Source organism: Fructilactobacillus sp. X7R4C1 (assembly GCF_059901115.1).
The window spans coordinates 315,657-339,142 of record NZ_JBWXVD010000001.1 but is presented as its reverse complement, the minus strand read 5'-3'; the positions used below and the strand labels follow the sequence as shown (position 1 = coordinate 339,142).

At 41.7% G+C, this 23,486-nt stretch carries 23 protein-coding genes and 1 other annotated feature; of the genes, 14 read left to right on the top strand and 9 right to left on the bottom strand.

Features of this window, described 5'->3' with window-relative positions:
• Positions 1-88: 88 nt before the first annotated feature.
• Positions 89-871, bottom strand: a complete 783-nt coding sequence (locus AC6UC9_RS01805; protein WP_500700963.1) for a hypothetical protein — start codon at positions 869-871, stop codon at positions 89-91.
• Positions 872-1,015: 144 nt separating this feature from the next.
• On the bottom strand, positions 1,016-1,585 hold the full coding sequence (locus AC6UC9_RS01800) for a TetR/AcrR family transcriptional regulator (protein WP_500700962.1): 570 nt from the start codon (positions 1,583-1,585) through the stop codon (positions 1,016-1,018).
• 397 nt (positions 1,586-1,982) lie between these two features.
• Between AC6UC9_RS01800 and AC6UC9_RS01795 the strand changes: the two genes are divergently transcribed.
• From AC6UC9_RS01795 to AC6UC9_RS01775, 5 genes are all read left to right on the top strand, one after another.
• Positions 1,983-3,248, top strand: coding sequence for a LysM peptidoglycan-binding domain-containing protein (locus tag AC6UC9_RS01795; protein ID WP_500700961.1), 1,266 nt, complete (start codon positions 1,983-1,985; stop codon positions 3,246-3,248).
• A 68-nt stretch (positions 3,249-3,316) separates the two neighbouring features.
• Positions 3,317-3,874, top strand: a complete 558-nt coding sequence (locus AC6UC9_RS01790) for a hypothetical protein (RefSeq protein WP_500700960.1) — start codon at positions 3,317-3,319, stop codon at positions 3,872-3,874.
• Positions 3,864-4,220, top strand: a complete 357-nt coding sequence (locus AC6UC9_RS01785; RefSeq protein ID WP_500700959.1) for a hypothetical protein — start codon at positions 3,864-3,866, stop codon at positions 4,218-4,220. Before AC6UC9_RS01790 ends, AC6UC9_RS01785 begins: the two co-directional genes overlap by 11 nt.
• Entirely contained in the window at positions 4,210-4,833 is a 624-nt protein-coding gene (locus AC6UC9_RS01780; protein WP_500700958.1) for a hypothetical protein, read from the top strand. The genes AC6UC9_RS01785 and AC6UC9_RS01780 overlap by 11 nt, the downstream gene beginning before the upstream one ends.
• Before the next feature lie 11 nt (positions 4,834-4,844).
• Positions 4,845-5,603, top strand: a complete 759-nt coding sequence (locus tag AC6UC9_RS01775; RefSeq protein ID WP_500700957.1) for a hypothetical protein — start codon at positions 4,845-4,847, stop codon at positions 5,601-5,603.
• Positions 5,604-5,647: 44 nt separating this feature from the next.
• Here AC6UC9_RS01775 and AC6UC9_RS01770 read toward each other — a convergent pair whose 3' ends face one another.
• From AC6UC9_RS01770 to guaB, 3 genes are all read right to left on the bottom strand, one after another.
• A complete protein-coding gene (locus AC6UC9_RS01770; RefSeq protein WP_500700956.1) occupies positions 5,648-5,821 on the bottom strand; it encodes a hypothetical protein in 174 nt (57 codons plus the stop codon).
• A 163-nt stretch (positions 5,822-5,984) separates the two neighbouring features.
• Positions 5,985-7,544 carry a glutamine-hydrolyzing GMP synthase gene (guaA, locus tag AC6UC9_RS01765; protein WP_500700955.1) on the bottom strand — a complete coding sequence of 520 codons (1,560 nt, stop codon included), beginning with the start codon at positions 7,542-7,544 and terminating at the stop codon, positions 5,985-5,987.
• Positions 7,545-7,554: 10 nt separating this feature from the next.
• Positions 7,555-8,697, bottom strand: coding sequence for an IMP dehydrogenase (gene guaB, locus AC6UC9_RS01760; protein WP_500700954.1), 1,143 nt, complete (start codon positions 8,695-8,697; stop codon positions 7,555-7,557).
• A gap of 234 nt (positions 8,698-8,931) precedes the next feature.
• On the opposite strand from guaB, the gene hisS reads away from it, so the two are divergent.
• The 3 genes from hisS to AC6UC9_RS01745 all read left to right on the top strand — a co-directional run bounded on the left by hisS (position 8,932) and on the right by AC6UC9_RS01745 (position 12,469).
• On the top strand, positions 8,932-10,122 hold the full coding sequence (gene hisS, locus AC6UC9_RS01755) for a histidine--tRNA ligase (protein WP_500700953.1): 1,191 nt from the start codon (positions 8,932-8,934) through the stop codon (positions 10,120-10,122).
• A gap of 64 nt (positions 10,123-10,186) precedes the next feature.
• Positions 10,187-11,647, top strand: coding sequence for an amino acid permease (locus AC6UC9_RS01750; RefSeq protein ID WP_500700952.1), 1,461 nt, complete (start codon positions 10,187-10,189; stop codon positions 11,645-11,647).
• Positions 11,648-11,815: 168 nt separating this feature from the next.
• Positions 11,816-12,469 carry a VTT domain-containing protein gene (locus AC6UC9_RS01745; RefSeq protein ID WP_500700951.1) on the top strand — a complete coding sequence of 218 codons (654 nt, stop codon included), beginning with the start codon at positions 11,816-11,818 and terminating at the stop codon, positions 12,467-12,469.
• 28 nt (positions 12,470-12,497) lie between these two features.
• On the opposite strand, the gene xylB is transcribed toward AC6UC9_RS01745, so the two are convergent.
• On the bottom strand, positions 12,498-13,994 hold the full coding sequence (xylB, locus tag AC6UC9_RS01740; RefSeq protein WP_500701001.1) for a xylulokinase: 1,497 nt from the start codon (positions 13,992-13,994) through the stop codon (positions 12,498-12,500).
• Positions 13,995-14,165: 171 nt separating this feature from the next.
• Between xylB and AC6UC9_RS01735 the strand changes: the two genes are divergently transcribed.
• Positions 14,166-15,479 (top strand): AbiH family protein, encoded by a 1,314-nt coding sequence (locus AC6UC9_RS01735; RefSeq protein ID WP_500700950.1) that lies wholly within the window; start codon positions 14,166-14,168, stop codon positions 15,477-15,479.
• A 50-nt stretch (positions 15,480-15,529) separates the two neighbouring features.
• Here the strand turns inward: AC6UC9_RS01735 and AC6UC9_RS01730 are convergent, their stop codons facing one another.
• Entirely contained in the window at positions 15,530-17,086 is a 1,557-nt protein-coding gene (locus AC6UC9_RS01730; protein ID WP_500701000.1) for a ClC family H(+)/Cl(-) exchange transporter, read from the bottom strand.
• 103 nt (positions 17,087-17,189) lie between these two features.
• On the opposite strand from AC6UC9_RS01730, the gene AC6UC9_RS01725 reads away from it, so the two are divergent.
• The 3 genes from AC6UC9_RS01725 (at position 17,190) to AC6UC9_RS01715 (ending at position 19,025) form a co-directional block, all read left to right on the top strand.
• Positions 17,190-17,660, top strand: a complete 471-nt coding sequence (locus tag AC6UC9_RS01725) for a hypothetical protein (RefSeq protein WP_500700949.1) — start codon at positions 17,190-17,192, stop codon at positions 17,658-17,660.
• 199 nt (positions 17,661-17,859) lie between these two features.
• Positions 17,860-18,777, top strand: a complete 918-nt coding sequence (locus tag AC6UC9_RS01720; RefSeq protein ID WP_500700948.1) for an alpha/beta hydrolase — start codon at positions 17,860-17,862, stop codon at positions 18,775-18,777.
• Between the two features lie 107 nt (positions 18,778-18,884).
• A complete protein-coding gene (locus AC6UC9_RS01715; RefSeq protein WP_500696363.1) occupies positions 18,885-19,025 on the top strand; it encodes a hypothetical protein in 141 nt (46 codons plus the stop codon).
• Between the two features lie 50 nt (positions 19,026-19,075).
• Here AC6UC9_RS01715 and AC6UC9_RS01710 read toward each other — a convergent pair whose 3' ends face one another.
• Positions 19,076-19,861, bottom strand: coding sequence for a glucose 1-dehydrogenase (locus AC6UC9_RS01710; protein WP_500693605.1), 786 nt, complete (start codon positions 19,859-19,861; stop codon positions 19,076-19,078).
• Positions 19,862-20,087: 226 nt separating this feature from the next.
• Between AC6UC9_RS01710 and AC6UC9_RS01705 the strand changes: the two genes are divergently transcribed.
• Complete coding sequence (locus AC6UC9_RS01705; RefSeq protein ID WP_500693299.1) at positions 20,088-20,438, top strand: iron-sulfur cluster biosynthesis family protein; 351 nt, start codon at positions 20,088-20,090, stop codon at positions 20,436-20,438.
• 96 nt (positions 20,439-20,534) lie between these two features.
• Here AC6UC9_RS01705 and AC6UC9_RS01700 read toward each other — a convergent pair whose 3' ends face one another.
• The gene (locus AC6UC9_RS01700) at positions 20,535-22,160 is read right to left on the bottom strand and encodes a YfhO family protein (RefSeq protein WP_500700947.1); all 1,626 of its coding nucleotides are present in this window, start codon (positions 22,158-22,160) and stop codon (positions 20,535-20,537) included.
• Between the two features lie 168 nt (positions 22,161-22,328).
• Positions 22,329-22,562: a binding site (T-box leader), on the top strand.
• A gap of 48 nt (positions 22,563-22,610) precedes the next feature.
• On the opposite strand from AC6UC9_RS01700, the gene AC6UC9_RS01695 reads away from it, so the two are divergent.
• A complete protein-coding gene (locus AC6UC9_RS01695) occupies positions 22,611-23,453 on the top strand; it encodes a MetQ/NlpA family ABC transporter substrate-binding protein (RefSeq protein ID WP_500700946.1) in 843 nt (280 codons plus the stop codon).
• Positions 23,454-23,486: the final 33 nt, after the last annotated feature.

The following is a 23,486-nucleotide window of genomic DNA, read 5'->3' as shown; positions in this document are numbered from 1 at the left end:
CTAATTCAATGCTTACTAATTCCGACTTAAAAAGACTGTCAAACAACATTATTTGACAGTCTTTTCACCTACAATTGATTAAGTTAACTTAGTGTCTAAAATGATGTGCTTTTCTTGCGCGATACCAGACAAAAGCTCCAATTCCGACAATTAGAATGACAACAATACCACTGATCATCCATCCAGCGCGATCTTTTTTGGCTGATTTGTGGTTCCGCTTGTCTCTTTTAGCCTTTTGGTTCTTGTCATTATGATGCTTGTTCTTCTGCTTTTGTTGGTCTTTCTTGGTTTTATTTTGATTATTGCGATTTTTAGTCGTTTGTTCTTTATTTTGTTGCTTGGTTTTATTTTCTTGATTGGGTTCGTTACTACCAGCGGTTTGTCCTTGATTATTATTTGCTTGAGAATTACCGTTTTTAGCTACTGCTGCGTTTCCGCCACTTGAACCGTTATTCTGTCCGTTTGTGGTCGTGCCGTTTGAAGGAGACGTTGCGTTTCCACCCTGATAATTTCCACTCTGTTGTGGCTTATTGAGTGGTTGGTACGCAATGGTGACCGTCATTGACTGACCAGCAGCTGGATAGGTGTTACCACCGTTATCAGCTCGGTTACTTCCGGCAACGTAGCCAGGAATGTTGGGAACGTCGTTTGATAGGTCAAGCATGCTGTTAGGCGCACCGTAGATAACTTTACTGGCACGAATTGGTTGACCAGTTAAGGCATTGACGTACTGGACGACAACTTGACCTTGTGCTGTACCGGCCGCGACATTTGAGTCAGCGTGAACCATGCTTGGATGGGTTACAAACAGTCCACCGGCAAACATGGTAGTACCGACTAGAAGTGAAAGAGCGATTTTCTTGATATTCATAATAACCATCCCCGTTATGTATTTTGATATAAAATCCAAGGATAAGTATACATCAAAATAGGGGGGTAACTAGTACAGTGAAAAAAGAATCATTTCCAATGTTAGTGGAAATGGTTCTTTTTTAGTCATAGGTTACTTACCTTTTTAAATCATTAAAGTTATCGGGGTATTCACAAAGAAAAGAAAGGTCACTTTAAAGTGCTCTGGGTCTTCTGGAATGGGCTGAGTCATCCAAATTTCAATGATGGAGAGATACATATTGACGCAAAATTCACATGAAAGACCGCTGGAAATGTTTTTGGCAGTTTGAGACTGCTTGTTAAAAATGTTCTTCATCGCCCATTCCTTGTAACGTTTCTTTAAAAATTCCGTCCAGTGTCCGCGAAGGTTGGGATTATAGAGGATTTTAAGAATCTCTCGCTTGTCGTATAGCGCCGGTAGTAAGTAGTTGGCGATTAACTCAAAGGGAGATTGATTAGTGTTGCTGGGGGGGGGGGTGCTCATATCCTTTAAACCACTGATAATTGGATCATCCACTTCACATTCAATGTAGACCAAGATGTCATCAATACTTCCGAAGTTATTATAAAAGGTTCCTCTGGATAAATCGGCTTTTTGGATTACATCAGTTACGCTGATTTTGTAAAGTGGCTCTGAGACGGATAATTCTAGAAAAGATTGTGCAATTAAGTGTTTTGTGTTTAAAGCAATCACGATACCGACTCCTCAAATATTAAGATTTAGTTAAGAATATTATTGTTAAATAATATACATTCTGTCTAAATGATAATCACTTTTGCGACAAACATTCAAGGCCAAAAGCCAATTATGGCAATACTTAGACACTCTGTTCAAAAAAATGAAGTTTGTAAAAATTAAAACAAGTTGTTAATTTTTAATAAAGCCACTCGTGCCTTTTTGTAATTTTTTCTAAAACGGAGTGGGAAATACAAAAAGGGGGATGTTTTATGTTGATTAACGATTCTAATTTTGAGGTAAAGGTAGATGATGAAAAGTTAATGGGATGGCGTAGTTCCCTGTTGTATTTGAATAATTGCGTTAATTCAAGAGTTACTTTGCTGTTTAGAAACTGGTTTTGAAAGGAAGATTAATGATGGAATTTAATAAAAAGAACGTTCTTAAAGGATTATTACTTAGTTCATTGGCATTAGGAGTATTTGTGACCGCTAACACCACTTCAACGAATGCTTCAACCACGACTGACAACCAAGTTAGTTCGTCAAAAGTTAGTAACAAAAAGATTATTACTATTCAATGGGGAGATACGGTATCTGGTTACGCTCAAGAGTACAACAGTACTGTAAAGGACATTGCCGACGCTAACCATTTACAAAATGCTAACCTGATTTACGCTGGGTCAAAGATTGTGATTCCAGTGAACTCCCGTAAACCTGGCGAAAGCATTTATGCCGGTTGGAACAACCTCCAAAATGGTGCTGGAAACGTCCAAGCTCAACCAGTTGTTGGAGCCAATCAGCAAACCGCAGTTAAGGGCCAAAATTCAGCAGCAACTGCTCAAACTCCTGCTACAAATACTAAAAAGACCACTGGTAACGTAACAGCAGCTAGTGAAAAAGTGGCTGGTAAGACGGGCTCTAACACCCAAGTTTCAACTCAATCACAAAAGAATAACGGAACAAGTCAAAGTACTTCGACCACTCCAACTTACAACGGTGGTTCAGTAACACCATCACAAAATGGCGGAAGTACCAGCAATGGCAATCAAACTACTCCCTCAAATAACAGTGGGCAGGTAGCACCATCAAAGGGCGGAAACACTACTCCAGTTCCATCAACTAATAATGGTGGTTCAACTACACCGTCACAAAACGGAGGTTCTACAAGTAATGGTGGTTCGACCAGCAATGGTGGAAGCACAACTCCATCCAATCCATCTAATAACGGTGGAAACACTAACAACGGCGGCCAAGTGACTCCACCTGCTAACAACAACGGTAGTGGAAGTACTGGCAATGGTGGTTCAACTACGCCTACTAATCCATCTAACAACGGTGGCTCAACAAATAATGGAAGCAATACACCAAAACCAGCTTTCACTCCTGATGAAGCTGGTGTCAGAGCTGCTTTACAAGCTAAGGTAGCTTCATTTGGTAAGCCACAAGTTGATAATGATTTTGAATCTACTCACGGAACAATTCACGGTAGTGTCGATGGTTCATTATCAATGATTACTTCTGATCAACAATTAGCTGATTTGATGTGGGAAAATAGTAATGCTTCTTTGATTCAAAACACCTTAAGTCGTATTACTGGTCTTACATTGCAAGGTGTTTCGGTTTCTAGCTCGGATGGACAGGTACATGCCGAATTCACACTCGAATATGAAGCTAAATAGTAATTAATTTAATTAAAAAAGACTAACTGACGTTAGCCCTTTTTACTGATTAGGAGTTTAAAAATATTATGGAAAATCACAATCATTTTTGCCCGTATTGTGGCAAGCCCATTGAGGGTGATCCTGACTTTTGTCCAAACTGTGGGCGTAAACTGACGGGTTCGACCAATTCCAGTAATCAGGGAAATCAAACTAAGGGAGAACAGACCTTTCAGAATGTTTCTCAGTCAGTGAATCATGCCTTTGAAAATGTTTCTAAAAAAATGAGTCAAAAAACGGGGCACGAGATTAAAGCTAGTTGGGTTAGTATTGCTGCCATCGTTGCTGTGGTCGTCGTGATATTTGGCGTTGGATTTGGAATCTACCATCATCAACGAACTCATCTTAGTGGAACTTATACGCATAATACTAATCTATTAATTACGAACGTAAAAAGTAGAGTTACCTTTAAGGGCAATGGTTTTACTGAAGATGACGGCAAAAAGGGAACTTATAAGATTGATGGTAATAATATTGAGTTGACCGAAAAGAATAATGGAAAAAACAGTACGGTTGAGGGGAAGTTATCTGATAATCGGAAGTCGTTAGATGTGATGGGGATGAAATATACCAAAGATGAAAAATGATAAAAAACAAGCTAATCATCACAGTTGGTTGACTTGGACTGTGATGTCGATTTTAGTTCTGCTGTTACTTGGGATTGGAGTTTATACCAACTATCGAAACCATATTGGTGGCACGTATTCCGCTGATGATAAAAGTGTACCAGCCAAAATAAAGCCGAGTTTTACGTTTAAAGGGAATTACTTTACCCAAATGGGCGGTAAAAAAGGTTCCTATGAAATTAAGGATAACCAAATTAAGCTGACCGAAGAAAATGGGAAACACAAAGCTAAAACGGCTGGACAAATCACGCATGATAGAAAGTCATTTAAGTTGATGGGAGTGGAGTATACCAAAGATGAAAACTAAAAAAATTATGTTAATGGGCATTGCCGCCCTGAGCGTTCTAACCCTTGCTGGATGTGGCGCTTCTAAAAATGACAGTCCTAAAAAGGAATCGTCGAGTGCTTCTAGTGTGGTTAAACACAAGCAAGAGAGTGCTCCTAAAAAGGTAACGACCAGTAAGTCTGATACTAAGACTGCAGCTCCTAAAGTGGCGGCAATGAACCTTAGTCAGATACAGTCCGGTGATTACAGTAGCATTGCCGGCCAGTGGAAAGAAGTCGGTCACATTGAAAATAATGTGGGTGGCTCGGGAACGCAAGGACCAACTGTTCAACCTGGTGGAACGGACAACTTGAGTGTTACTAAAGATGAAATTTCAAACAGTGACATCAAGATGAACGCTAATTCGTTAACCGACAATAGTGGGTCACATTCATTAACTTATAAGGAAAATAACGGTTCGTTAGTTGCTTCACTTCAAGACGAAGACACACCAATTAATTGGTCGGTCAGTTTCTTTCCAAAGGGAACCACAACTTCTTACACGTCTAACGGCAAACCAAATGACACTGATATGATTGTGGTTTGGACCAGTAATAACAATCATACGGTAGTTTATGGACGGAATGGCAACTAAGGAAGAGAGAAATGAACAATAAAATAGAAATACCCGGCAAATATAAATTATTTGAATTTACCGGACTTCCAGATTTTGCGCATTCTGAAAAGGGCAAGGAAATTACTAGGAATTATGTTCAAACTGAATCACAAGACGGCACTTACCTGGTGCTTTTAAATATCGCTAAGTGGATAATGATTGTTTTAGGATTCTTCTTTTTGATGGCGGATGGTTTAGGAATTCTGTTCTGGATTCTAGCCTTTTTAATGCGTAAAAAAGGGCTTTTTCCTAACATGGTTAGAAAAAATTTAGCTAATGCTAGAAACACTTATTTGGATTATTACTATCAATATATGGATAAATTGATTAATAATTTAGTGGATCAATTAGGATTGAATGACAGTTTTTGGCGTAGCTTTAAAACTGATAATCAAGCCATTATTTATTATGATAAGGGATTTATGTATTTTGAATTGGATAAAGACCTGCTAGTAATCTACAACAAAGATAACATTAAAGAAGTCAGCCGTGAACGAGTTCATACTGGTTCGCAGACCACTTCTAACTCTGGCACGGTTGGTGGAGCGATACCACTACAAATTAAAAATATTAACTTTGCGGTCGGTGGTGCTAGTACGACCACTAATGGAACGACGAGTGATGTCTATGAATGGCATTTTGATATTTTGACTAATTTTGCATTTTATCCGAAAGTTTCATTTGTTTTGCCAGATTCTCAAGCAATTGAAGACTTCATCGGCAAGGCGTATGCGGTGTTGAGACCGTAACTTATTATAATTAAAGGAAAGACCTTTCACTTGACGTTGTTTATTCAGGTGAAGGGTCTTTCCTTTAATGATGTATTCAATTTATCTATCCAAGCATCAAAATCACTTAACGATCCAATTATGGTTACGTTATGAGTCGCAGCATCTTTTTTCGCATTTTGTGCCGCAGGTGTATCTAAAAAATTATTGCCAGTTGTTTTATTCGCCGAATCTTTCATTATCAAACCTCCAAATGCCACATGTATTTGCTTGCACCTTTATTATCCCTGCAATGAGACTAATTTTAAAGCTTTTAATTGTTTTAAATGGCAAACACAAAAAATGCTCTATAACCACTAGATTATCTATTAGTTATAGAGCATTTTATTTCAAAACTTATGTTTATTGATACTCAATGGTTGCCGGTGGCTTCCCGGTAATATCGTAAAGTACGCGGTTAATCCCGGGAACTTCATCGACGATTCGTGATGAGACTTTACTCAAGACGTCCCACGGAATTTCCGCAAATTCAGCGGTCATCCCATCAACGGAATTAACGGCACGAATGTTGATGGCCTCGTCATAGGTTCGTTCATCACCCATGACACCAACGGTGCGAATGCCAGGAAGGGCAGTGAAATACTGCCAAACTTTCTTGTCCAGACCGGCATTTTTGAACTCGTCACGCAGAATGGCGTCAGAATCACGCACCTTCTTTAATCGTTCGGGAGTCACGTCACCGATAATGCGAATGGCAAGACCGGGACCGGGGAAAGGTTGCCGCCAAACCATCTCGTCTGGCATTCCCAGTTTTTCACCGATTTCTCTGACCTCATCCTTGAAGAGTTTGTTTAATGGTTCAATTAACTTGAACTTGAGGTCTTTAGGTAGTCCACCAACGTTATGGTGAGACTTAATCGTTTGGGCGGTATCCGTTCCGGATTCAATCACATCAGTGTATAAAGTACCCTGTGCCAAGAAATCAACGTCCTTGAATTTGCGGGCTTCCTTTGAGAAGGTGTCGACGAATTCTTTCCCAATGATTTTACGTTTCTTTTCGGGATCGGTGACGCCTTTTAGTTTGGATAAGAATTCGTCACTAGCATCGACAAAGTCAATGTTTAAGCCAAATTCATCGCCCAAAGTGTGTAAGACCTGTTGGGCTTCATTCTTTCGCAACAGACCGTGGTCAACGAAGACGGAGATCAGTTGGTCCCCAATTGCCCGGTGTAAGAGAACGGCGACCACACTGGAATCAACTCCGCCAGAGAGACCCAGTAAGACGCGTTTGTCGCCAACTTCTTCCTTGATGTTTGTAATGGCATCTTCAATGAAGTCGTCCATTGACCAGTTATCCTTAGCGTGGGCAATATCAAAGACGAAGTTGTGTAGCATTTGGTTCCCCTGTTTTGTGAGGTTAACTTCCGGATGGAATTGGACGGCGTAGATGTCTTTATCGGGGTCTTCCATGGCAGAAATGGCACACTGTTCACTAGTGGCAGTGACTTTGAAACCGTCTGGCACTTTGGTCACAAAGTCTCCGTGACTCATTAAAACGGTTTGATCGGGGTCTAGTCCCTTAAAAGTACCGGAATCATTACTAGTGACCTTGATTTGAGCGGGACCGTACTGACTGTCGTCAGCGGTGGTGGTCTGACCACCCTTTAGGTCGTGGGCCAATAGTTGCATGCCGTAACAGATTCCCAGAATCGGAATGCCCATGTTTAAAATCTCGGGGTCGACGTCTAAAGCGTCTTTGCCGTTGACACTGTTGGGACCGCCAGAAAAGATGATGCCCTTAGGTGCGATCGCTTTTATTTCTTTGGCAGTGATGGTGTGTGGTTTTAGTTCTGAATAAACGCCCATGTCACGAATGCGACGGGTGATTAATTGGTTGTATTGACTCCCAAAGTCGAGCACTAAAATCTCATCATAATCACGTTTTTTTGTACCAGTTGCCATCAAATTCCTCCTATTTATCGATTGAATAGTTTGGTGCGGATTTGGTGATTTGCACATCGTGGGGATGTGATTCGCGTAGTCCTGCATTAGTAATTCTAACAAATTGAGCGTTATTATTTAAGTCGGAAATGGTGTGAGAGCCGGTGTATCCCATTCCAGAACGAAGGCCACCCGCAATCTGAAAGAGAACGGTTGAGACGTCACCCTTGTATGGGGTTTGACCCTCAATTCCTTCTGGGACGAGTTTCTTTTCTTCTTTGACCTTACCTTGAAAGTATCGGTCAGAAGAGCCATTTTCCATGGCTGCCAGTGAGCCCATGCCACGGTAAGCCTTGTACTTCTTGCCATCAGCACCCGTATAAACGTCTCCAGGGGCCTCCGTCGTACCTGCCAGCATACTTCCTAGCATGACGGCACTGCCGCCCACTGCGAGCGCCTTAACGATGTCTCCGGTGTACTGCATCCCACCGTCAACGATGATTTGCTTGCCATAGTCGGCGGCAACTTGGGCGGCGTCAAAGGCAGCGGTGATTTGGGGAACTCCCACACCGGCCACGATCCGGGTGGTACAGATGGAACCGGGACCAATTCCGACTTTGGCAATGTCAACACCAGCGTCAAAGAGGGCTTTGGCACCAGCACCGGTCGCGATGTTTCCGGCAATCAAAGTTTTGTCTGGGAACTTGTTTCTGATTTCAGCGATTTTTTCTAACACACCCTTGGAATGACCGTGGGCGGTATCGATGATGACGGCGTCTGCCCCGGCATCAAATAATAATTGAGTTCGATCGAAGGTATCGTTAGTTACCCCAACGGCCCCCGCTACTAATAGATGACCATTGTCATCAACCGCAGCATTGGCACCGGTAACTTCAGCATTTTTAACCGTTTTAACTTCAGCTGCTTGCTTTTTAGCGCTCATGTTTTTGTGAACTACGCCGAGTCCACCGTTTTGAGCCATCGCAATCGCTAAAGGTGCCTCTGTGACAGTGTCCATACTTGCGCTTAGAACGGGTAAGTTTAACTTTAAGTTCTTACCTAAGGTCGTTCTCAAGTCAACTTGGTTTGGTAACACGTCACTTGCTGCAGGAATTAAGAGAACATCGTCAAATGTTAATCCTTGTTTCCCGAATTTATAATTCCAATCCTTCATCGTACTCCTCCTATTGTTCAGTTTTATATAAATTGTTAATAGAATACCATAAAAAACGTTGTAACATCAATGACAACTCGAACAATTTTTCTTTGGTTAACTTTAATCATATGTGGTTGGCGTTTGACTGATTTATAAAGACGGACAAGACAGAGTAATTCAATAATGGTAAAATCTACGTATATCTATTTGACAGAATTTTAATTAAACAATTAATAGAAAGATGGGAATATTATGGATGACAAATTTAAGAAAGTGCGAGGGATGTCAGACATTTTGCCTGATGAGACCAGTGTTTGGCAACGAATCGAAGATACGGCGCGGGACGTTTTCGCTCGATACGACTTTCATGAAATGCGCACTCCGCTAGTTGAGAAAACCCCCGTCTTTACCAGAACTTCTGGTGATAGTTCGGATATCGTCACCAAGCAGATGTACAGTTTCCAGGATAAAAGTGGGCGAGATATCTCACTACGACCAGAGGGAACCGCTGGAGTAGTACGTTCTTTCGTTGAAAACAAGCTGTTTGGACCAGAACATCCCAAGCCCGTTAAGGTTTTCTACATGGGAGCCATGTTTAGATACGAACGTCCTGGTGCGACTCATAATCGGGAGTTCCATCAGATTGGGTGTGAATCAATCGGAGCTACCAGTGCTCAGATTGACGCTGAAACGATTGCGTTAGCCCTGGACATCTTCAAGGGCGTCGACATTAACGACTTAAGGGTTGAAATCAACACGTTAGGTGATGAAGAGAGTCGGAAACGTTACCATGACGTTCTAGTAGCCTACTTCTCAAAGTATGAGGACCAATTAAGTGAGGACTCCAAGCGGCGCTTAAAACAGAATCCACTCCGGATTTTGGACAGTAATGACAAGGGGGATCAACAATTAGTTGCTGACGCTCCGAAATTAGAAGACAGTTTAACGGATGAATCCAAACAGTACTTTAATGATGTTTTATCGGCCCTTGATGCTTTAGACATTCCGTACACCGTTGACGATCGGCTGGTTCGCGGACTTGATTACTACACTGATACGGTGTTTGAAATCATGGCCAAGGATCCGAGCTTCGGAGACGATTACACCACGATCTGTGCTGGTGGCCGATACAATCACATGGTGGAAGAGTTCGGGGGACCTGAAAATACCGGTGGCGTGGGCTTTGCCTTTGGTGAGGAACGGTTGGCAACCATCGTGAACTCTAACGATGACAGTGATTCGATTGACTACTTCATTGCGACCGACGTGAAAGATAAGGAAGCTGACGTTAAGAATCAGATCCTTGATAAGGCCCTAAAAACCGCTGAAGACTTGCGTAACGACGGGAATTCCGTTGAAGTCAACTTTCAGAGTCGAAGCATGAAGAGTCAGATTAAAGAAGCCAAGAAATTAAATAGTAAAAACATTATGCGAATGGATTAATTATCAAGAGGAGGGCGAATAATATCGCCTTTTTCTTTTAATTCAAGATGAAAGAAGTGGGGATTTGAGTAGTAAAAAAGAAAAGGTCGGAACTATTGGTCTGACCGCATTTGTACTATCAGCGATGGTTGGTGGTGGAATCTACGATTTGCCACAAAACATGGCACTCCATGCCGGAGCAATTGCCCAAATCATCGCTTGGGCACTATCTGGGTTAATTATCTGGTTTATTGTGCGTTCGTTTATGACCCTGTCAGAGGTTCGACCACAGTACACCACCGGGTTGTATCACTATGCCCACGCTGGGTTTGGCAACTTTACCGCCTTCTTTGTAAGTTGGGGGTACTGGATCTGTCAGTCGTTTGCCGTTGCCGCGTATTCGGTCCTCTTGATGTCGACGTTAAACGCGTTTTGGCCTGGGACGTTTACTGGTGGCAATAACTGGATCTCAATTATTGGAGGAACCATCGTGTTGTGGCTCATGACTTACCTGATTTTAAGGGGCATCCGGGTTACCAGTCACGTCGATGTGTTTGGAACCATCTGCATGCTGACGATTGTGGCGATCTTCATCATTACCATGATTGTGGTGTTTAACTGGCACGCTTTTTCCACTAACATGTTTGCGTCTCAGACGTTACCAAAGGTTAATGACAAGGCCATGGGTGGTTTGTTTTCCCAAGTCCGAAACGCCATGATGACCACAATGTGGGTCTTTTCTGGAGTTGAAGGGGCCGTCGTCTTGTCAAGTAACGCCAAGAGTCAAAAGGACGTGCGTCAGGCCACTAAATACGGTTTCTTGATTTGTTTGGTTCTGTACGCCTTGGTTTCGATTTTGCCACTAGGCTTACGCAGTTACGGTCAACTGGCGAACCTTCAGAGTCCGTCAACCGGAGCTTTGATGCAGATTGTTTTGGGACCACTGGGACGCTTAATCATTACCTTTGGCGTCATTATCGCCGTCTTATCCAGTTGGTTGACGTGGGTCTTAGTTTTGTCTGAGATGCCCCGAGCAGCCTCCATGGACGGGACCTTCCCGAAGTTCTTTAGAAAGATGGGCAAGAATAACGTTCCGATTCATTCGTTGTTCATGACAGTTATCGTTATTCAATTAATCATTATCTTTACCCATTTTGCCGGTCGCGCCTTCAATTTCACGCTGACCATTGTTGGAACGATGACGGTGCCACCATACCTGATTTCGATGATGTACCTGTTCAAGATTAGTCGCAATGAGAAAACGTTCAATCCTGAAGGGCACAAACTATCCGTTTCTAGAAAGAGTGCCTATTTGGTTTCAGCGCTCGCAATTTTAGGAACCATCTTCATGGGCTACGCTGCCGGACTGGAATACCTGACGATTGCCTTCGTGATCTATGCGCTAGGAATCCCACTGTTTATGTACGCTCGAAAACAGTACGCACCAGGACAACCAATCTTTGGCAAGTACGAACGCTACTTTGCGATTGCCATCTTGGTGGTAGCGGTCATTGGGGTCATTTTACTGATTCAACCGAAGCTATAATTAAATTTAAACCTTAAAAGACGATTGAACTTTCAGATAGTTCAGTCGTCTTTTTGATATTCATTAATTTTAGTTTAAATAGAGGCCGATAGGTGTTGTGTGACTATCCTAGCTAGCGGCATTTTGGTAAAATTATAAAATAACTAAATTTAAGTGGGGATTAATTATATGAGTTTTTTAGTCGATTTTGTGCTTCACATTGACCACCACCTAGTCACACTCGTCAACATGTTTGGCAATTGGACTTATCTGATCCTGTTTGCGGTTATCTTCATCGAAACCGGCGCCGTGATCATGCCATTTCTGCCGGGTGATTCACTTTTGTTTGCGGCCGCAGCCTTGGCCGCCGCTAGTACCAATGATTTAAACATCTGGATTTTTGTGATTTTGTTCTTTCTGGCGTCTGCTTTGGGGGACTCACTGGATTTCTTCTTGGGAAGAAAAGTTGGCCTAGCCATTACTGACAATAAGTATTTGAGTCGGTTCATTAAGCCCAAGGATTTTGGGAAAGCTCATCAGTTCTTTGATAAGTATGGTTCATGGGCCATCCTGCTTGGTCGTTTCATGCCGATTGTGCGGACGTTCGTTCCGTTCGTCGCTGCCAGCAGTGACTACAGTTACCAAAAGTTCGTGAAGTATGACATTACCGCATGCGTGGCATGGGTCGCACTATGTTGTGGTGGCGGATACTTCTTTGGCAACATTCCGTTCGTTAAGGAACACTTTTCGGCCGTGATTTTATCAATTATCTTAATTACGTTACTTCCGGCTCTGATCGGATTAATTAAAACGCGTTTCACTAGCAGAAAGGACGCAGCTTAGACTGCGTTCTTTTATTTTGAGGTTTGAATTAACGTAAATCATGTAATTCATGACTAATTTTTTTCGTTTGGGGATAAATTTGTTGATAGATTTTAAAAATCTTGGCGTATTTAGCTGCGTTAGCGGCAATTGGTTCGTAAGTCTTACCGAATTTGATGAACTGATCGGCACAGGCGGGAAAGCCGGTGAACCAGCCAAGTCCGACAGCCGCAATCATGGCTGCTCCAATGCCAGGTCCTTGTTCGTTTGCGAGGGTAATGACGGGTTTGTCGAAGATGTCCGCCTGCATTTGGGTCCAAACGGAACTTTTAGCGCCGCCACCAATGGAAGTAACGTGATCAATGGTGGCTCCCATTTGGTCGTAGATGGCTAAGATATCATTGAGACTAAAGGTGATCCCTTCCATCACGGCTCTAGTGAAGTCGCGTCGGACCTGGGTGCGGTCAATTCCAATGAAGCTCCCGCGAATTTGCGAATCAGCGTGGGGCATTCGTTCCCCTGCAATGTACGGCGTGAATAAGAGTCCGTTGGCTCCAATCGGAGATTTACCGGCTTCATTAGTCATCTCGGTAAAGTCTTCGTCTTTGACGAAAGTGTTCTTGTACCAGGTCAAAGAATCACCAGCGGCCAGCGTGACACCCATTGAATAGTAGGTGTTGGGAATGGAATGGTCTTCCATTTGCAGGCGACCATCGTAGTCAGTTGAGAGGTCGACCTCGTGATGTAATACCACGCCAGAGGTTCCGACACTGACTAGCGCGTTATTGGGTGACATGATGCTCGCACCAACTGCTCCCGCTGAGTTGTCGGCGGCTCCACCGTAGACCTTGGTAATGGTTGACATGTCGGCTTGATCGGCGAAGTCGGGGATGACGTTTCCCGCGTAGTCAATGGACTGGATTAGCGGCGGCAGGATTTTCTCGGGAATGCCTAAGGCCCTACAGATTTCGAGGCTCCACTTGTTATCGTGAATGTCTAAAAGGGTGGTTCCGGTAGCGTCAGAGAAGTCGACCGCGATGTTACCAGTCATCTTGAAGCGCAGGTAATCCTTTGGTAGGAGGAAGGTTTTGACTTTCGCCCAATTCTCCGGTTCGTTTTCTTTGACCCAGAGAAGTTTGGTGATGGTAAAGCCCTCCAGTGGTTGATTACCAGTGATTTCAACGAATCGTTTGCCCAGTTTATCCTCAATTTCTTTTCGTTGTTTTGTGGTTCTGGTGTCGTTCCACAAGATAGCTGGTCTGATGACCTTGTTGTCTTTGTCCAACAAGACTAGTCCGTGCATTTGGCCTGAGAAACTAGCTCCACTAATGGACTCCGGATCAACATTATCATCATTGACTAATTTTCTAATCGCCGCAATCGTACCGTTGACCCAGTCATTGGGATTTTGTTCACTCCAACCTGGTTTGGGATGCGGATTCGGATACTCCTTTGATTCTTGTCCCACGATATCACCAAACTTGTTGACAGCAGTGACTTTGACCGATCCCGTACCGAGGTCGATTCCTAAAACGTTCTTTTCCATGTGTGCACCAACTTTCATAAATGTTCCTTGTAGTTACAACTCTTAATTTAAGACTAGCAGGTTATGTAATCGTTTTCAATGCCAATGTATTAGTTTGTGTTTGATATTTTACATAGACATTTTAATAAAACAAAGTTAAACTATTCACATTAATAAATAGGAGTGGTGAATATGGTAAATGCAAAGGATTTGGTTATTATTGGGAACGGTTTTGATTTGGCTTGTGGATTAAAAACAAGTTTTAGTCAATACTTTAAAAGTGTGGATTATGAAAAAATAAATAAAGATGGTTCTGATTCTGTTATTTTGAACGAATTTGCAGGAGAGTTGTCAAAAAGTATTAATCAGTTAAATGTGATGTCCACTAATGATATGGAAACAAGTTTTTTGATTGACAATATTTATTGTAAGTGTGTAGGTAACGAATCTCATACTGGGAATGGAAACAAAGAATATATGGAATTAAAAGTGTCCAAAGATGACTTTCCCTCTTTGTTTGATATATATTTTAAATCAGAAGAATATTTAGATAATAATAAAAAAAGTTATCAAGAGGTTAATTGGGCAGATGTTGAAACTAATCTTAAAGAATTATTAATTGGAAACCAGTTTATCGGATCCATCCCTTACATTATGGAAATATTAAAACAATCAAAAGATTGTATTAATAGTACAAATGATGGTCTTGAAAGATCTGGAAAAATTAAAAATAAAATAATAAATATGATTACAAATAAAGACAATGAAAGTAATAAAAGTAATTTATTGTTATTATTTTTAATTGTTTATACTTTTAGTTATAAAATTAAATACTATACTCCAACTCATTTTATCGAATTCTTGTTTGAACAATTAAAAAAGTTTGAACGTAACCTTGGTAGTTATATAAAGAAAGAAATTAGTAAAAACAAGGAATATAATTTGCGTGCATCAAATTTATTAGACAAGATAGATAAAAATGCAAATGCAAACATTTTGGACTTTAATTATACAAATCCATTTTCAGATAATATTACTGTAAACAATATTCATGGAGATACCTCGAACCCGATTATTGGCGTTGATTACAATGATATTAGAACGTATCCTGACTTTTATACATTTAGCAAAACTTTTAGAATTATGGATAGGTCTACGGGAGAAAAAAATGATTTTTTACCAAATAAAGATGACATTAACAGAATTTACTTTTATGGTCATTCTTTAGCTCCAGCTGATTATTCTTATTTCCAATCAATTTTTGATGATTATGATATGTATAATTCATCCACTAAATTAATATTTTGCTACTCAAATCTTTATGGTAAAGCAGAAAATTATGAGCCATATCGAGATAAAATTACAACAGATTATGAGCATGAAGTTTATGAACTTATGAATAAGTATGGTGATTCAACTGAAACTCAAAGGGGTAAACATATTCTTCATAAAATGTTACTTGAAGGACGTATTGTATTGAAGAAGATTGATGCTAGGAAGTTGTAAGAGTTAATAGATAAAACAAGCATTACGTATTTATTTACGTAATGCTTGTTTTATTCGTCAATTTCCATTGCCATTTTCACCAGTTGCTTCTTAACTGGTCCGATGTTATCTCGATGGGCGAGGACGATCAGTGTGTCACCGGCTTTAATTTGGGTGTTTCCATTGGGAATGATGTGGAGATTACCCCGACTAATCGTGATGAGAATGGAGTGGTTCGGCCAGTGGATGTTTTTGACTAATTTGTTTTCAATTGAACTGAATTCGTAGACCGGGACCTGAATCTTGTCCGTCTTGCTGTCAGCGTTGAAGTATGTCTTGATGGCCGTTAACCGTTCGGCCAGGGCTTGATAGATTGGTTGGCCACCCAGCATGTCGACCACGACGTACGAGATAAGGACTACGAGCGCTAACGCCATGAAGTTCTTGGTGTTACCGACCAGTTCGGTAATTAGCATGATTGAGGTAAAAGGCGCCTTACTGACGGCCGCAAAGTAGCCGGCCATCCCGAAAATCAACAAGTTGTTGACGTACCCGGCACCGAGTAGTCCAGTATGTGACATAAAGCCACCGTAAGCGGCACCAATCAGTGATCCAACGGCTAAGACTGGCATGAAGAAGCCACCAGGAATTCCGGCACCATACGTAATTAATCCGAAGACAAACCGGACGATTAAGAAGACAAAGATGGCAGTTAAGGGCACGTTGTGGGTAGCAACGGTCATAATGACCCGACTACCACTTCCAATGGTGGCCGGAAAGAACATTCCAACGGGAATAACCAGTAAAATCGGAATCGCACACATAAAGTACCATGGAATAATTTTAATCTTAGCGAACCACTTTGGCAGGTCTAATAAACCTAAATTATAGACGTAGCCTAGAACACCTAGAATAATGCCCAAGATGATGAGTTGCCAGTAGTTCTGGAGTTGAAAAATGTGGCTGTAAAAAATGGGTAAAATTGGTTTTAAGCCGAAAACTTTTAATGAAACAAAATTTGCACAGATTGACCCCGTGAGGGACGAAAGCCAGACGGCGGGGGAGAAATTGCGGTAGACGCCCTCCATGACGAAAAACGTGCCCGCTAGTGGCGCACTAAAGGTAGCCGACAGTCCAGAAGCAGCTCCGGTTGCGATCATCAATCGCCGCTCGGAACCACCTTCCTTAAATCCCTGGGCAACTCCTTGACCAATGGCACCACCTAACTGAACGGAGGGACCTTCTCGTCCGACGAAGATTCCGGTTCCAACGGTTAGGACACCAGTGACAAATTTCCGCCATAAGACAGAGACCCAATTAGTTTCAATGTTGCCCGCAAGTTGAGCTTCAACCTGTGGAATCCCGGAGCCTTTAACGTCAGGATCGCCCTTCATGATAAGACCGGTCACGATTGAGATGAGTAAGAAAGTGGGAATTACCAACCACAGAAGATTGAGATTGTGGTCAAGTCCATGATAAATTGTAAGCGACCATTTTAAAGCGACCTGGATTAGGTAACGAAAAGACGCAATTACGGCACCCGTCAGCGTTCCAATAATGGTTGCAAAGAGAACGTATCGAATGTCTGAAAAATCAATGTGGTGTGTGCGTTTCGGCAAGTTGTTCATCTCCATTAAGCAATTACACCAATTGTATCACGATTAATTTCCCCAAATGAATTCGATTTTAGGGTAAAATAATAATATAGAAAAGATTTAATTGGAGGAATTTATGAAGAAATCAGATATTGTTCAAAAGTTAGACTTCTTGTATGTTCTAACCCTAGTAATTTCAATTATTGAAACGGTTTTGTTGTTTCCAATTCTTGGCGGGATCATCATTGTCAGCATGCTTTGGGTTCCACTCTTGGTACTACTAGGTCTCTACATTACTTGTTTCATCATCAGTTCGCAGATGGTGAGCTCACTCAGTGATGGTAAAGTTAAGGCTGAGATGGATAACATCAAACCAAGATTTATCGTTGGGATTGTCTTGTCAATAATCGCTGTCATTCCAATTGTAGGATGGATTTCACACATTGTGATGGCCATTATCATGTGGCAGGTATTTACTAACATTAGTACGCTTAAGACGAACTTGATTAACGATGATGGAGCTAAGGGTGATTGGAAGGACGTTACCCCTGATTCTGAGAAGCAGGATTCAAGCCAGCAAGGTTCAGATAGCAATTCTAATAAATAAACATATTATCTAATTAATAATTTTATCCTTATACAAGCACAAATACACCTATGGTTTTCATAGGTGTATTTTATTTTCATTAATTTTTCACTAAACTGAACCTTTTTTGTGTCATTGTGTCTGACCTCCACTAAGATAGTACATAGACTTATTAAAATCATTTTTAAAAGTGAAAATCAATTAGAAGGGAGAAAAGTCAATGAAAAGAATACTGAAATGGACCGGGGTGACGGCTTTCTTCTTTGTCATTTTCGCAATCATCCTTGATTTGGCGGTTGGCTATCTCCTGTTTAACTTTGCCTTTGGGAAGACGGGACTAGCCAGCTTGTACAACGAAAATGCTGGGACGCCCGATACCGAGTGGTTTAGTGATAATCACGCACAGGTTCTACACGAAAAGGCGAGTGATGGCACTAACTTGGTTGCTAGATACGTCCCATCGGAAAAACCAACCAACAAGACGATGATTGTCGTTCACGGGTACGGTAGTAATAGTGAAGAGATGGAATCCTTTATAAAAATCTTTCATGATGCCGGTTATAACGTTCTTGCACCGGATAACCAGTCGTTTGGCGGCAGTGGTGGTAAATACATCGGGTACGGTGTCAAAGACGCCACTAACCTGGAAAAATGGGCTCGAGTGCTCAATTATGATCACCCCGATGGCGAATTAGGGTTATTTGGGACAAGCATGGGGGCGTCGGCCGTCATGTACTCTTTACCAAAAATGCCAAGTAACGTGAAGTTTGCGATTGAAGACAGTGGTTATGCCAGTGTCGAAGGGGAGTTGGGTGGCCAATTGAAGCGGCTATTTAACATTCCGAGTTTTCCACTGGTTCCGACCGTTAATCTCTATGTACGAATGTTTGCGAAGTATAACATGAATGATGGGAACACGAAGAAGACCCTGAAGCACAACCAGATTCCGTTGTTTATCATTCACGGTGACATTGACAAGTTTGTCCCCGTTAAAAATGCCTATGAGAACTACAAGAACGATGCTGGTCCAAAACAAATCTGGATCATTAAGGGTGCTGGCCATATTGAAGGTCGGAGTCAGGATCCAGATACGTATACGCAAAAAGTCGTCAACTTTTCTCAGCAGTATTTTAAGTAGTTGAATTTAGTGAAATGATTGGTAGAATTAAAACAGGAATTCTGAGGAGATGAGGACCAATCAAAGCCAAAATTAGACTAATAGTTGCGTGTTTACTTGTAATCGGGGTGATTGCTGCATATTTTATCCTGGATCAAAGAGAACGGTTGGTCCTCTTTTTTGAAGGAGTTGGATTAGTTGCTGCATGCGTCCTGTTTGGATGGCACGGAATTAATGAGTTAATCAAAAGAATTTTAAAGGTATTTTAGACCAAAAAAAGACTACGAATTCAAATTCGTAGTCTTTTTGGTTGGTAATTTTAACCGTTACCATTTTGAAATGATGGGTATAATGTCATTCCACCATCAACGTAAAGTGAGATTCCAGTAACGTAGCTAGCTTGGTCAGAAGCTAACCAAACGGCAGCAGCTGCAACTTCGGAAGGTTTACCAATCCGGTGCATTGGAACCATGTTAACAGTTGATTCGTAAGTCTTAGGATTAGCGAACTTCTTGGCGTTGATTGGGGTGTTAATGGCACCAGGACAAATCGAGTTAATTCGAATGTTTTGTTGAGCAAATTCCATTGCGGCAGTTTCGGTGAATAATTTAACGCCGCCCTTACTTGCAGCGTAACTTGCAAATGTCGGCCATGGAATTTGTTGGTGAACTGATGAAGTTTGAACGATACTACCCTTCTTGTTGTGCTTTAAGAAGTAGTTTAAAGCAGCTTTAGTACCCAAGAAAGTACCAGTCAAATCAACGTTAACGACTGCTTCCCATTCTTCAAGGGTAACTTCGTTTGTAGGGGTCTTCTTTTCCATCCCAGCGTTGTTGAACCAAACGTCCAAATCACCAAAGGAATCAACGGCGGCTTGTACTAATGATTCAGCACCAGCATCATCGCCAATGTCGCCTTGCTTAGTAACGGCGTGGCCACCGTTTTTTTCAACGATTTCAACAACTTGGTTAGCTGCATCTTCGTTTTTGTGGTAGTTAATAACCACGTTCATGTGTTCTTGACCCAAACGTTCAGCAATGGCAGCACCAATCCCTGAGTCTCCTCCAGTGATTACGGCCGTCTTGCCTTCAAGATCTTTATACATAACCATATAATATACACCTCTACATTTCTAATCCTGTTAAGCGGATTGGACTTGTTTCTGACACTATAATAACCCATTAAGAGACTAATATAAAGGGAAAAAAACTGATTGACCCTTTAAAATTAAGTTGTGTACATTTTACTTGCGTTATGGTGAATTCCTGCTATCATAAATAGTGAAGATTTGAAGAGGTTCATTTCTGAATCACTTATAGGAGGTTATAAATATGAAACTAACAATTACTGATGACGCAATGGCCTACATGAAGAAAAGATTAGCAGGTGCTAACGCATACCTGTTGGCCGCAAATGACGGATCAAATAACTTCTCTGAAGGTGCCGGCGGTGCTTGCACCGTTGGAGATGCCTTTCAAGTTGTTGGTGTTTCAAAAGCACCATCAGACTATGATGTTAAACTTGAAAACAATCAAGGTGCTGACGTTTTAACCAGCAAGAATGATATGACTTTCTTCGGACCAGGTCTAAAACTTGATTTCAAGAATAACTTCTTACAGTTAAAAGATGACGGTGAAATGATTGATGGTCAAGTTACGACCAACAATCAAGTTGAAAAATAGAATAAGAGATTAATAAGCCAGGGAAGAACCGGAGTAATTGCTTCGGTTCTTTTTTATTAAAAAATGGGATTCACGTCACGTGAGTCCCATTTTCGTTTATTTAAAATGTTTTTTGTAAAATGCCAGCCCAAGGTATACCAGTAAAAGTAACCAAGAAATAACGCTGATCCAAATCCCAATGATGTGAACGCGGGTGCGGTGATACGTCAATTTGATGGTGTTTGCTCCCTTTTTGACGGGAATGTGGATGGCACGCTTTTGGTCTACTTTAATTGGAACGGCCTGATTGTTAACGGTCACTACGTAGCCAGGGAAGTAAACATTTGGCAAACGAACCCTGGTGGCACTTTCAGCGTCTAACTGGTACTCAATTTGATTGTACGAGGTAGTCCGTTTCTTTTGTTTTAAGCCCTTCTGATTTGGATTCATTTTTAAAATAGAGTGTTCTTTAAGTAGCGGTTCTAGTGAATCGGAAGCATGAGGGAGGTAGTCCCAATAAACGGCCGATTTTCCCACCTTTTCAAATTCCTGTGGTGAAGAAGCCTGAGGTTCCCACGATTTGAGCTGCAAATTGGTGGCAAGTGACGAACAGAGACTAAGTCCTAAAACGCCTAAAATCAGGAGAGCTCCCGTAGAATTGTTTTTGGCAAAAATCTTGGTGATGATTTCTCCGCCCAAAAACGCAAGGAGGACAGTGGTGATGATTAAAAAACGGAATGGGAATTGGATCATTCCCACCCACTTTTGCAAAAGGTCCCACGGAAAGAGATTGGAACTAAAAAGCAGAAAGAGCAGTGAGAGGACCGTCATTGATCTAGAGAACAGGTCGATTCGATGCCAGAAGACGAACAGCAAAATGATGATCATTAGTCCGACAATGCCAATGCCAGCGCCATACTGCCACGGTCCGTTCGGAGTGGGACCAAAAAACAGATTGGTGACCGGGATGCTCATGTCTTGGAGCCTACACTTCATGATGGAAATTTCTTGGTCGTAGTGGTAATTCTGAATTAATGGCAGTAAAAAGAAAGCTGACAGAAAAAAGGTTCCGACGGCAGCGGCGATTAGCGCTATGACCCGTTTTACTTTAAGTTTCAATGAATCATGGTTTAACATGATAATAATGATCGTCATGGCGGCAAATGCACCGGCAATCAAAAACGACAGTAGGTGGGTTAATACCAGCAGAGTTAATCCAACACTTAAGACCCACCACTGACGATAGTTTTTGATACATACTTGATAAATTCCGTAGAGAACAACTGGCAGAAAGACAAACGCCATTCCTTCGGCCACATCAAAGCGGACAAAAAGGTTGAACGTTAGATACGTCGATAAACCGTAGATGATGGCGGATGCGAGCCCAGTCAGTTTTCGATTGGTGATTTTCCAGGTCGCTAGATACATGGAGATAAACACCAGAAAGTTGATTAGGATTAGGTAAAGTAAGTAGGATGTGTACGGATTCTTAATGGCCAGATGAATCATGGCCTCGGGTAAGACGGCAAAGATCGGATAAAAACCGTTTAGTGGGTAGCCAACTTTGACAAAAGTTTTCGTCATCATTCCTGGAATCATATGTAAGAAGCCACCGTGTTGAACCTGGATGTAACTTTCGTACGCCCGGGCCAGATGAAACTGCATGTCTTCGCGTGGTAGGATTGGATTGCCAAAGAAATACGGACTGACGATTACCACGCTTAGAATTAAAAATAAAATCATTGAAAATAGCGTAAAATGCTTATGTATGAACTTCGAGATGGTAATTCCCCCTTGTGATTTAATATCATTATTATAGAATAACTTTAAAAGTTATTCTATTTTTTCTCAAAAATGATTGACATTGAGTTTTAAAGCATGTAAAGTAACGACCATTAAAAACAATAAATTAACTAAACGGAAAAGTTGAGTAGGCAGAAGAAACTCAAAGAGAGTCTCAGGTTGGTGCGATGAGATGAGTTAGCGTTGTTGAAGATGGACTTGGAGTTTTCACCAGTAAATCGTGAGCTGGTGACGGGATGCCGCCGATATCATGGCCCGGTTATTTTTACAAGTAACCGTTGAGGTAGTCGTTGTGAGACGGCTATGAACTAAGGTGGTACCGCGAAAGCATTCGTCCTTTTTACAGGATGGATGCTTTTTTTGTTTGGTTAATAAATGGGAGGAACGCAGATGAGAAGATGGGTTAAATACTTAATTTGGATTGGAATTATATTGTTTATTGGAATCGCCGGATACTTCAGTTTTTTCCACCAATCAGAGGCTGAAGCGAACACCATTACCGTTGGCATCATGGCCGGATCCAAACAGGAACAGGCCATCTGGAACGAAGTGGCTAAAGACGCCAAGGATAAGTATGGCCTAAACGTTCAGTTTCAGACGTTTACCGATTATTCACAGCCTAACAACGCTCTGACTAACGGAGACATCGACGTGAATGCCTACCAAAACTACCCATTTTTGGACAATTGGAATGACGTCCACCACACGGACATCGTGCCGGTGGGGGATACCGTGATTGAGCCAATGAGAATCTACTCCAATCAGTTTAAGTCGGTTAGTGAAATTTCCAACGGAACGTCAATCGCGGTGCCAAACGACACTAACAACGAATCGCGGGCTTTACACGTCCTTCAGAGTGCGGGGTTGATTAAGTTAAATCCGAAAAAGGCGTTCACCACCGTCAAGGACATTACTAGTAATCCGAAGAACCTGAAGATTAAGGAAGTTGACGCCTCGCAAACGCCACGATTACTGAATTCAGCGGGAGCTTCCGTTGTGAACGGGAACTTTGCTGAGAGTTCGAACCTGAGTCCGAAGAAGGCCATTTATACGGCGCCATTTACCAAGGATTCGCATAAGTGGGTCAACTTCATTGCCGCAAAGAAGCGCGACGAACATAGCAAGAAAATCAAGGAATTAGTGAAAGCCTATCAGACCGAAAAAACCGCTAAACTGATTAAGAAAGAGTCCGGGATTAATCAACAAGCGGCTTGGAACCTTAAATTTAAGTAACTCAATAAGAATTCATCAATTAATTGATGAATT

Bases quoted from the DNA above. Each gene is read 5' to 3' on its own strand.
- AC6UC9_RS01805 (WP_500700963.1), bottom strand. From the start codon at position 871: ATGAATATCAAGAAAATCGCTCTTTCACTTCTAGTCGGTACTACCATG.
- AC6UC9_RS01795 (WP_500700961.1), top strand. From the start codon at position 1,983: ATGATGGAATTTAATAAAAAGAACGTTCTTAAAGGATTATTACTTAGT.
- AC6UC9_RS01790 (WP_500700960.1), top strand. From the start codon at position 3,317: ATGGAAAATCACAATCATTTTTGCCCGTATTGTGGCAAGCCCATTGAG.
- AC6UC9_RS01785 (WP_500700959.1), top strand. From the start codon at position 3,864: ATGAAAAATGATAAAAAACAAGCTAATCATCACAGTTGGTTGACTTGG.
- AC6UC9_RS01780 (WP_500700958.1), top strand. From the start codon at position 4,210: ATGAAAACTAAAAAAATTATGTTAATGGGCATTGCCGCCCTGAGCGTT.
- AC6UC9_RS01775 (WP_500700957.1), top strand. From the start codon at position 4,845: ATGAACAATAAAATAGAAATACCCGGCAAATATAAATTATTTGAATTT.
- AC6UC9_RS01770 (WP_500700956.1), bottom strand. From the start codon at position 5,821: ATGAAAGATTCGGCGAATAAAACAACTGGCAATAATTTTTTAGATACA.
- guaA (WP_500700955.1), bottom strand. From the start codon at position 7,544: ATGGCAACTGGTACAAAAAAACGTGATTATGATGAGATTTTAGTGCTC.
- guaB (WP_500700954.1), bottom strand. From the start codon at position 8,697: ATGAAGGATTGGAATTATAAATTCGGGAAACAAGGATTAACATTTGAC.
- hisS (WP_500700953.1), top strand. From the start codon at position 8,932: ATGGATGACAAATTTAAGAAAGTGCGAGGGATGTCAGACATTTTGCCT.
- AC6UC9_RS01745 (WP_500700951.1), top strand. From the start codon at position 11,816: ATGAGTTTTTTAGTCGATTTTGTGCTTCACATTGACCACCACCTAGTC.
- xylB (WP_500701001.1), bottom strand. From the start codon at position 13,994: ATGGAAAAGAACGTTTTAGGAATCGACCTCGGTACGGGATCGGTCAAA.
- AC6UC9_RS01735 (WP_500700950.1), top strand. From the start codon at position 14,166: ATGGTAAATGCAAAGGATTTGGTTATTATTGGGAACGGTTTTGATTTG.
- AC6UC9_RS01730 (WP_500701000.1), bottom strand. From the start codon at position 17,086: ATGAACAACTTGCCGAAACGCACACACCACATTGATTTTTCAGACATT.
- AC6UC9_RS01725 (WP_500700949.1), top strand. From the start codon at position 17,190: ATGAAGAAATCAGATATTGTTCAAAAGTTAGACTTCTTGTATGTTCTA.
- AC6UC9_RS01720 (WP_500700948.1), top strand. From the start codon at position 17,860: ATGAAAAGAATACTGAAATGGACCGGGGTGACGGCTTTCTTCTTTGTC.
- AC6UC9_RS01710 (WP_500693605.1), bottom strand. From the start codon at position 19,861: ATGTATAAAGATCTTGAAGGCAAGACGGCCGTAATCACTGGAGGAGAC.
- AC6UC9_RS01705 (WP_500693299.1), top strand. From the start codon at position 20,088: ATGAAACTAACAATTACTGATGACGCAATGGCCTACATGAAGAAAAGA.
- AC6UC9_RS01700 (WP_500700947.1), bottom strand. From the start codon at position 22,160: ATGATTTTATTTTTAATTCTAAGCGTGGTAATCGTCAGTCCGTATTTC.
- AC6UC9_RS01695 (WP_500700946.1), top strand. From the start codon at position 22,611: ATGAGAAGATGGGTTAAATACTTAATTTGGATTGGAATTATATTGTTT.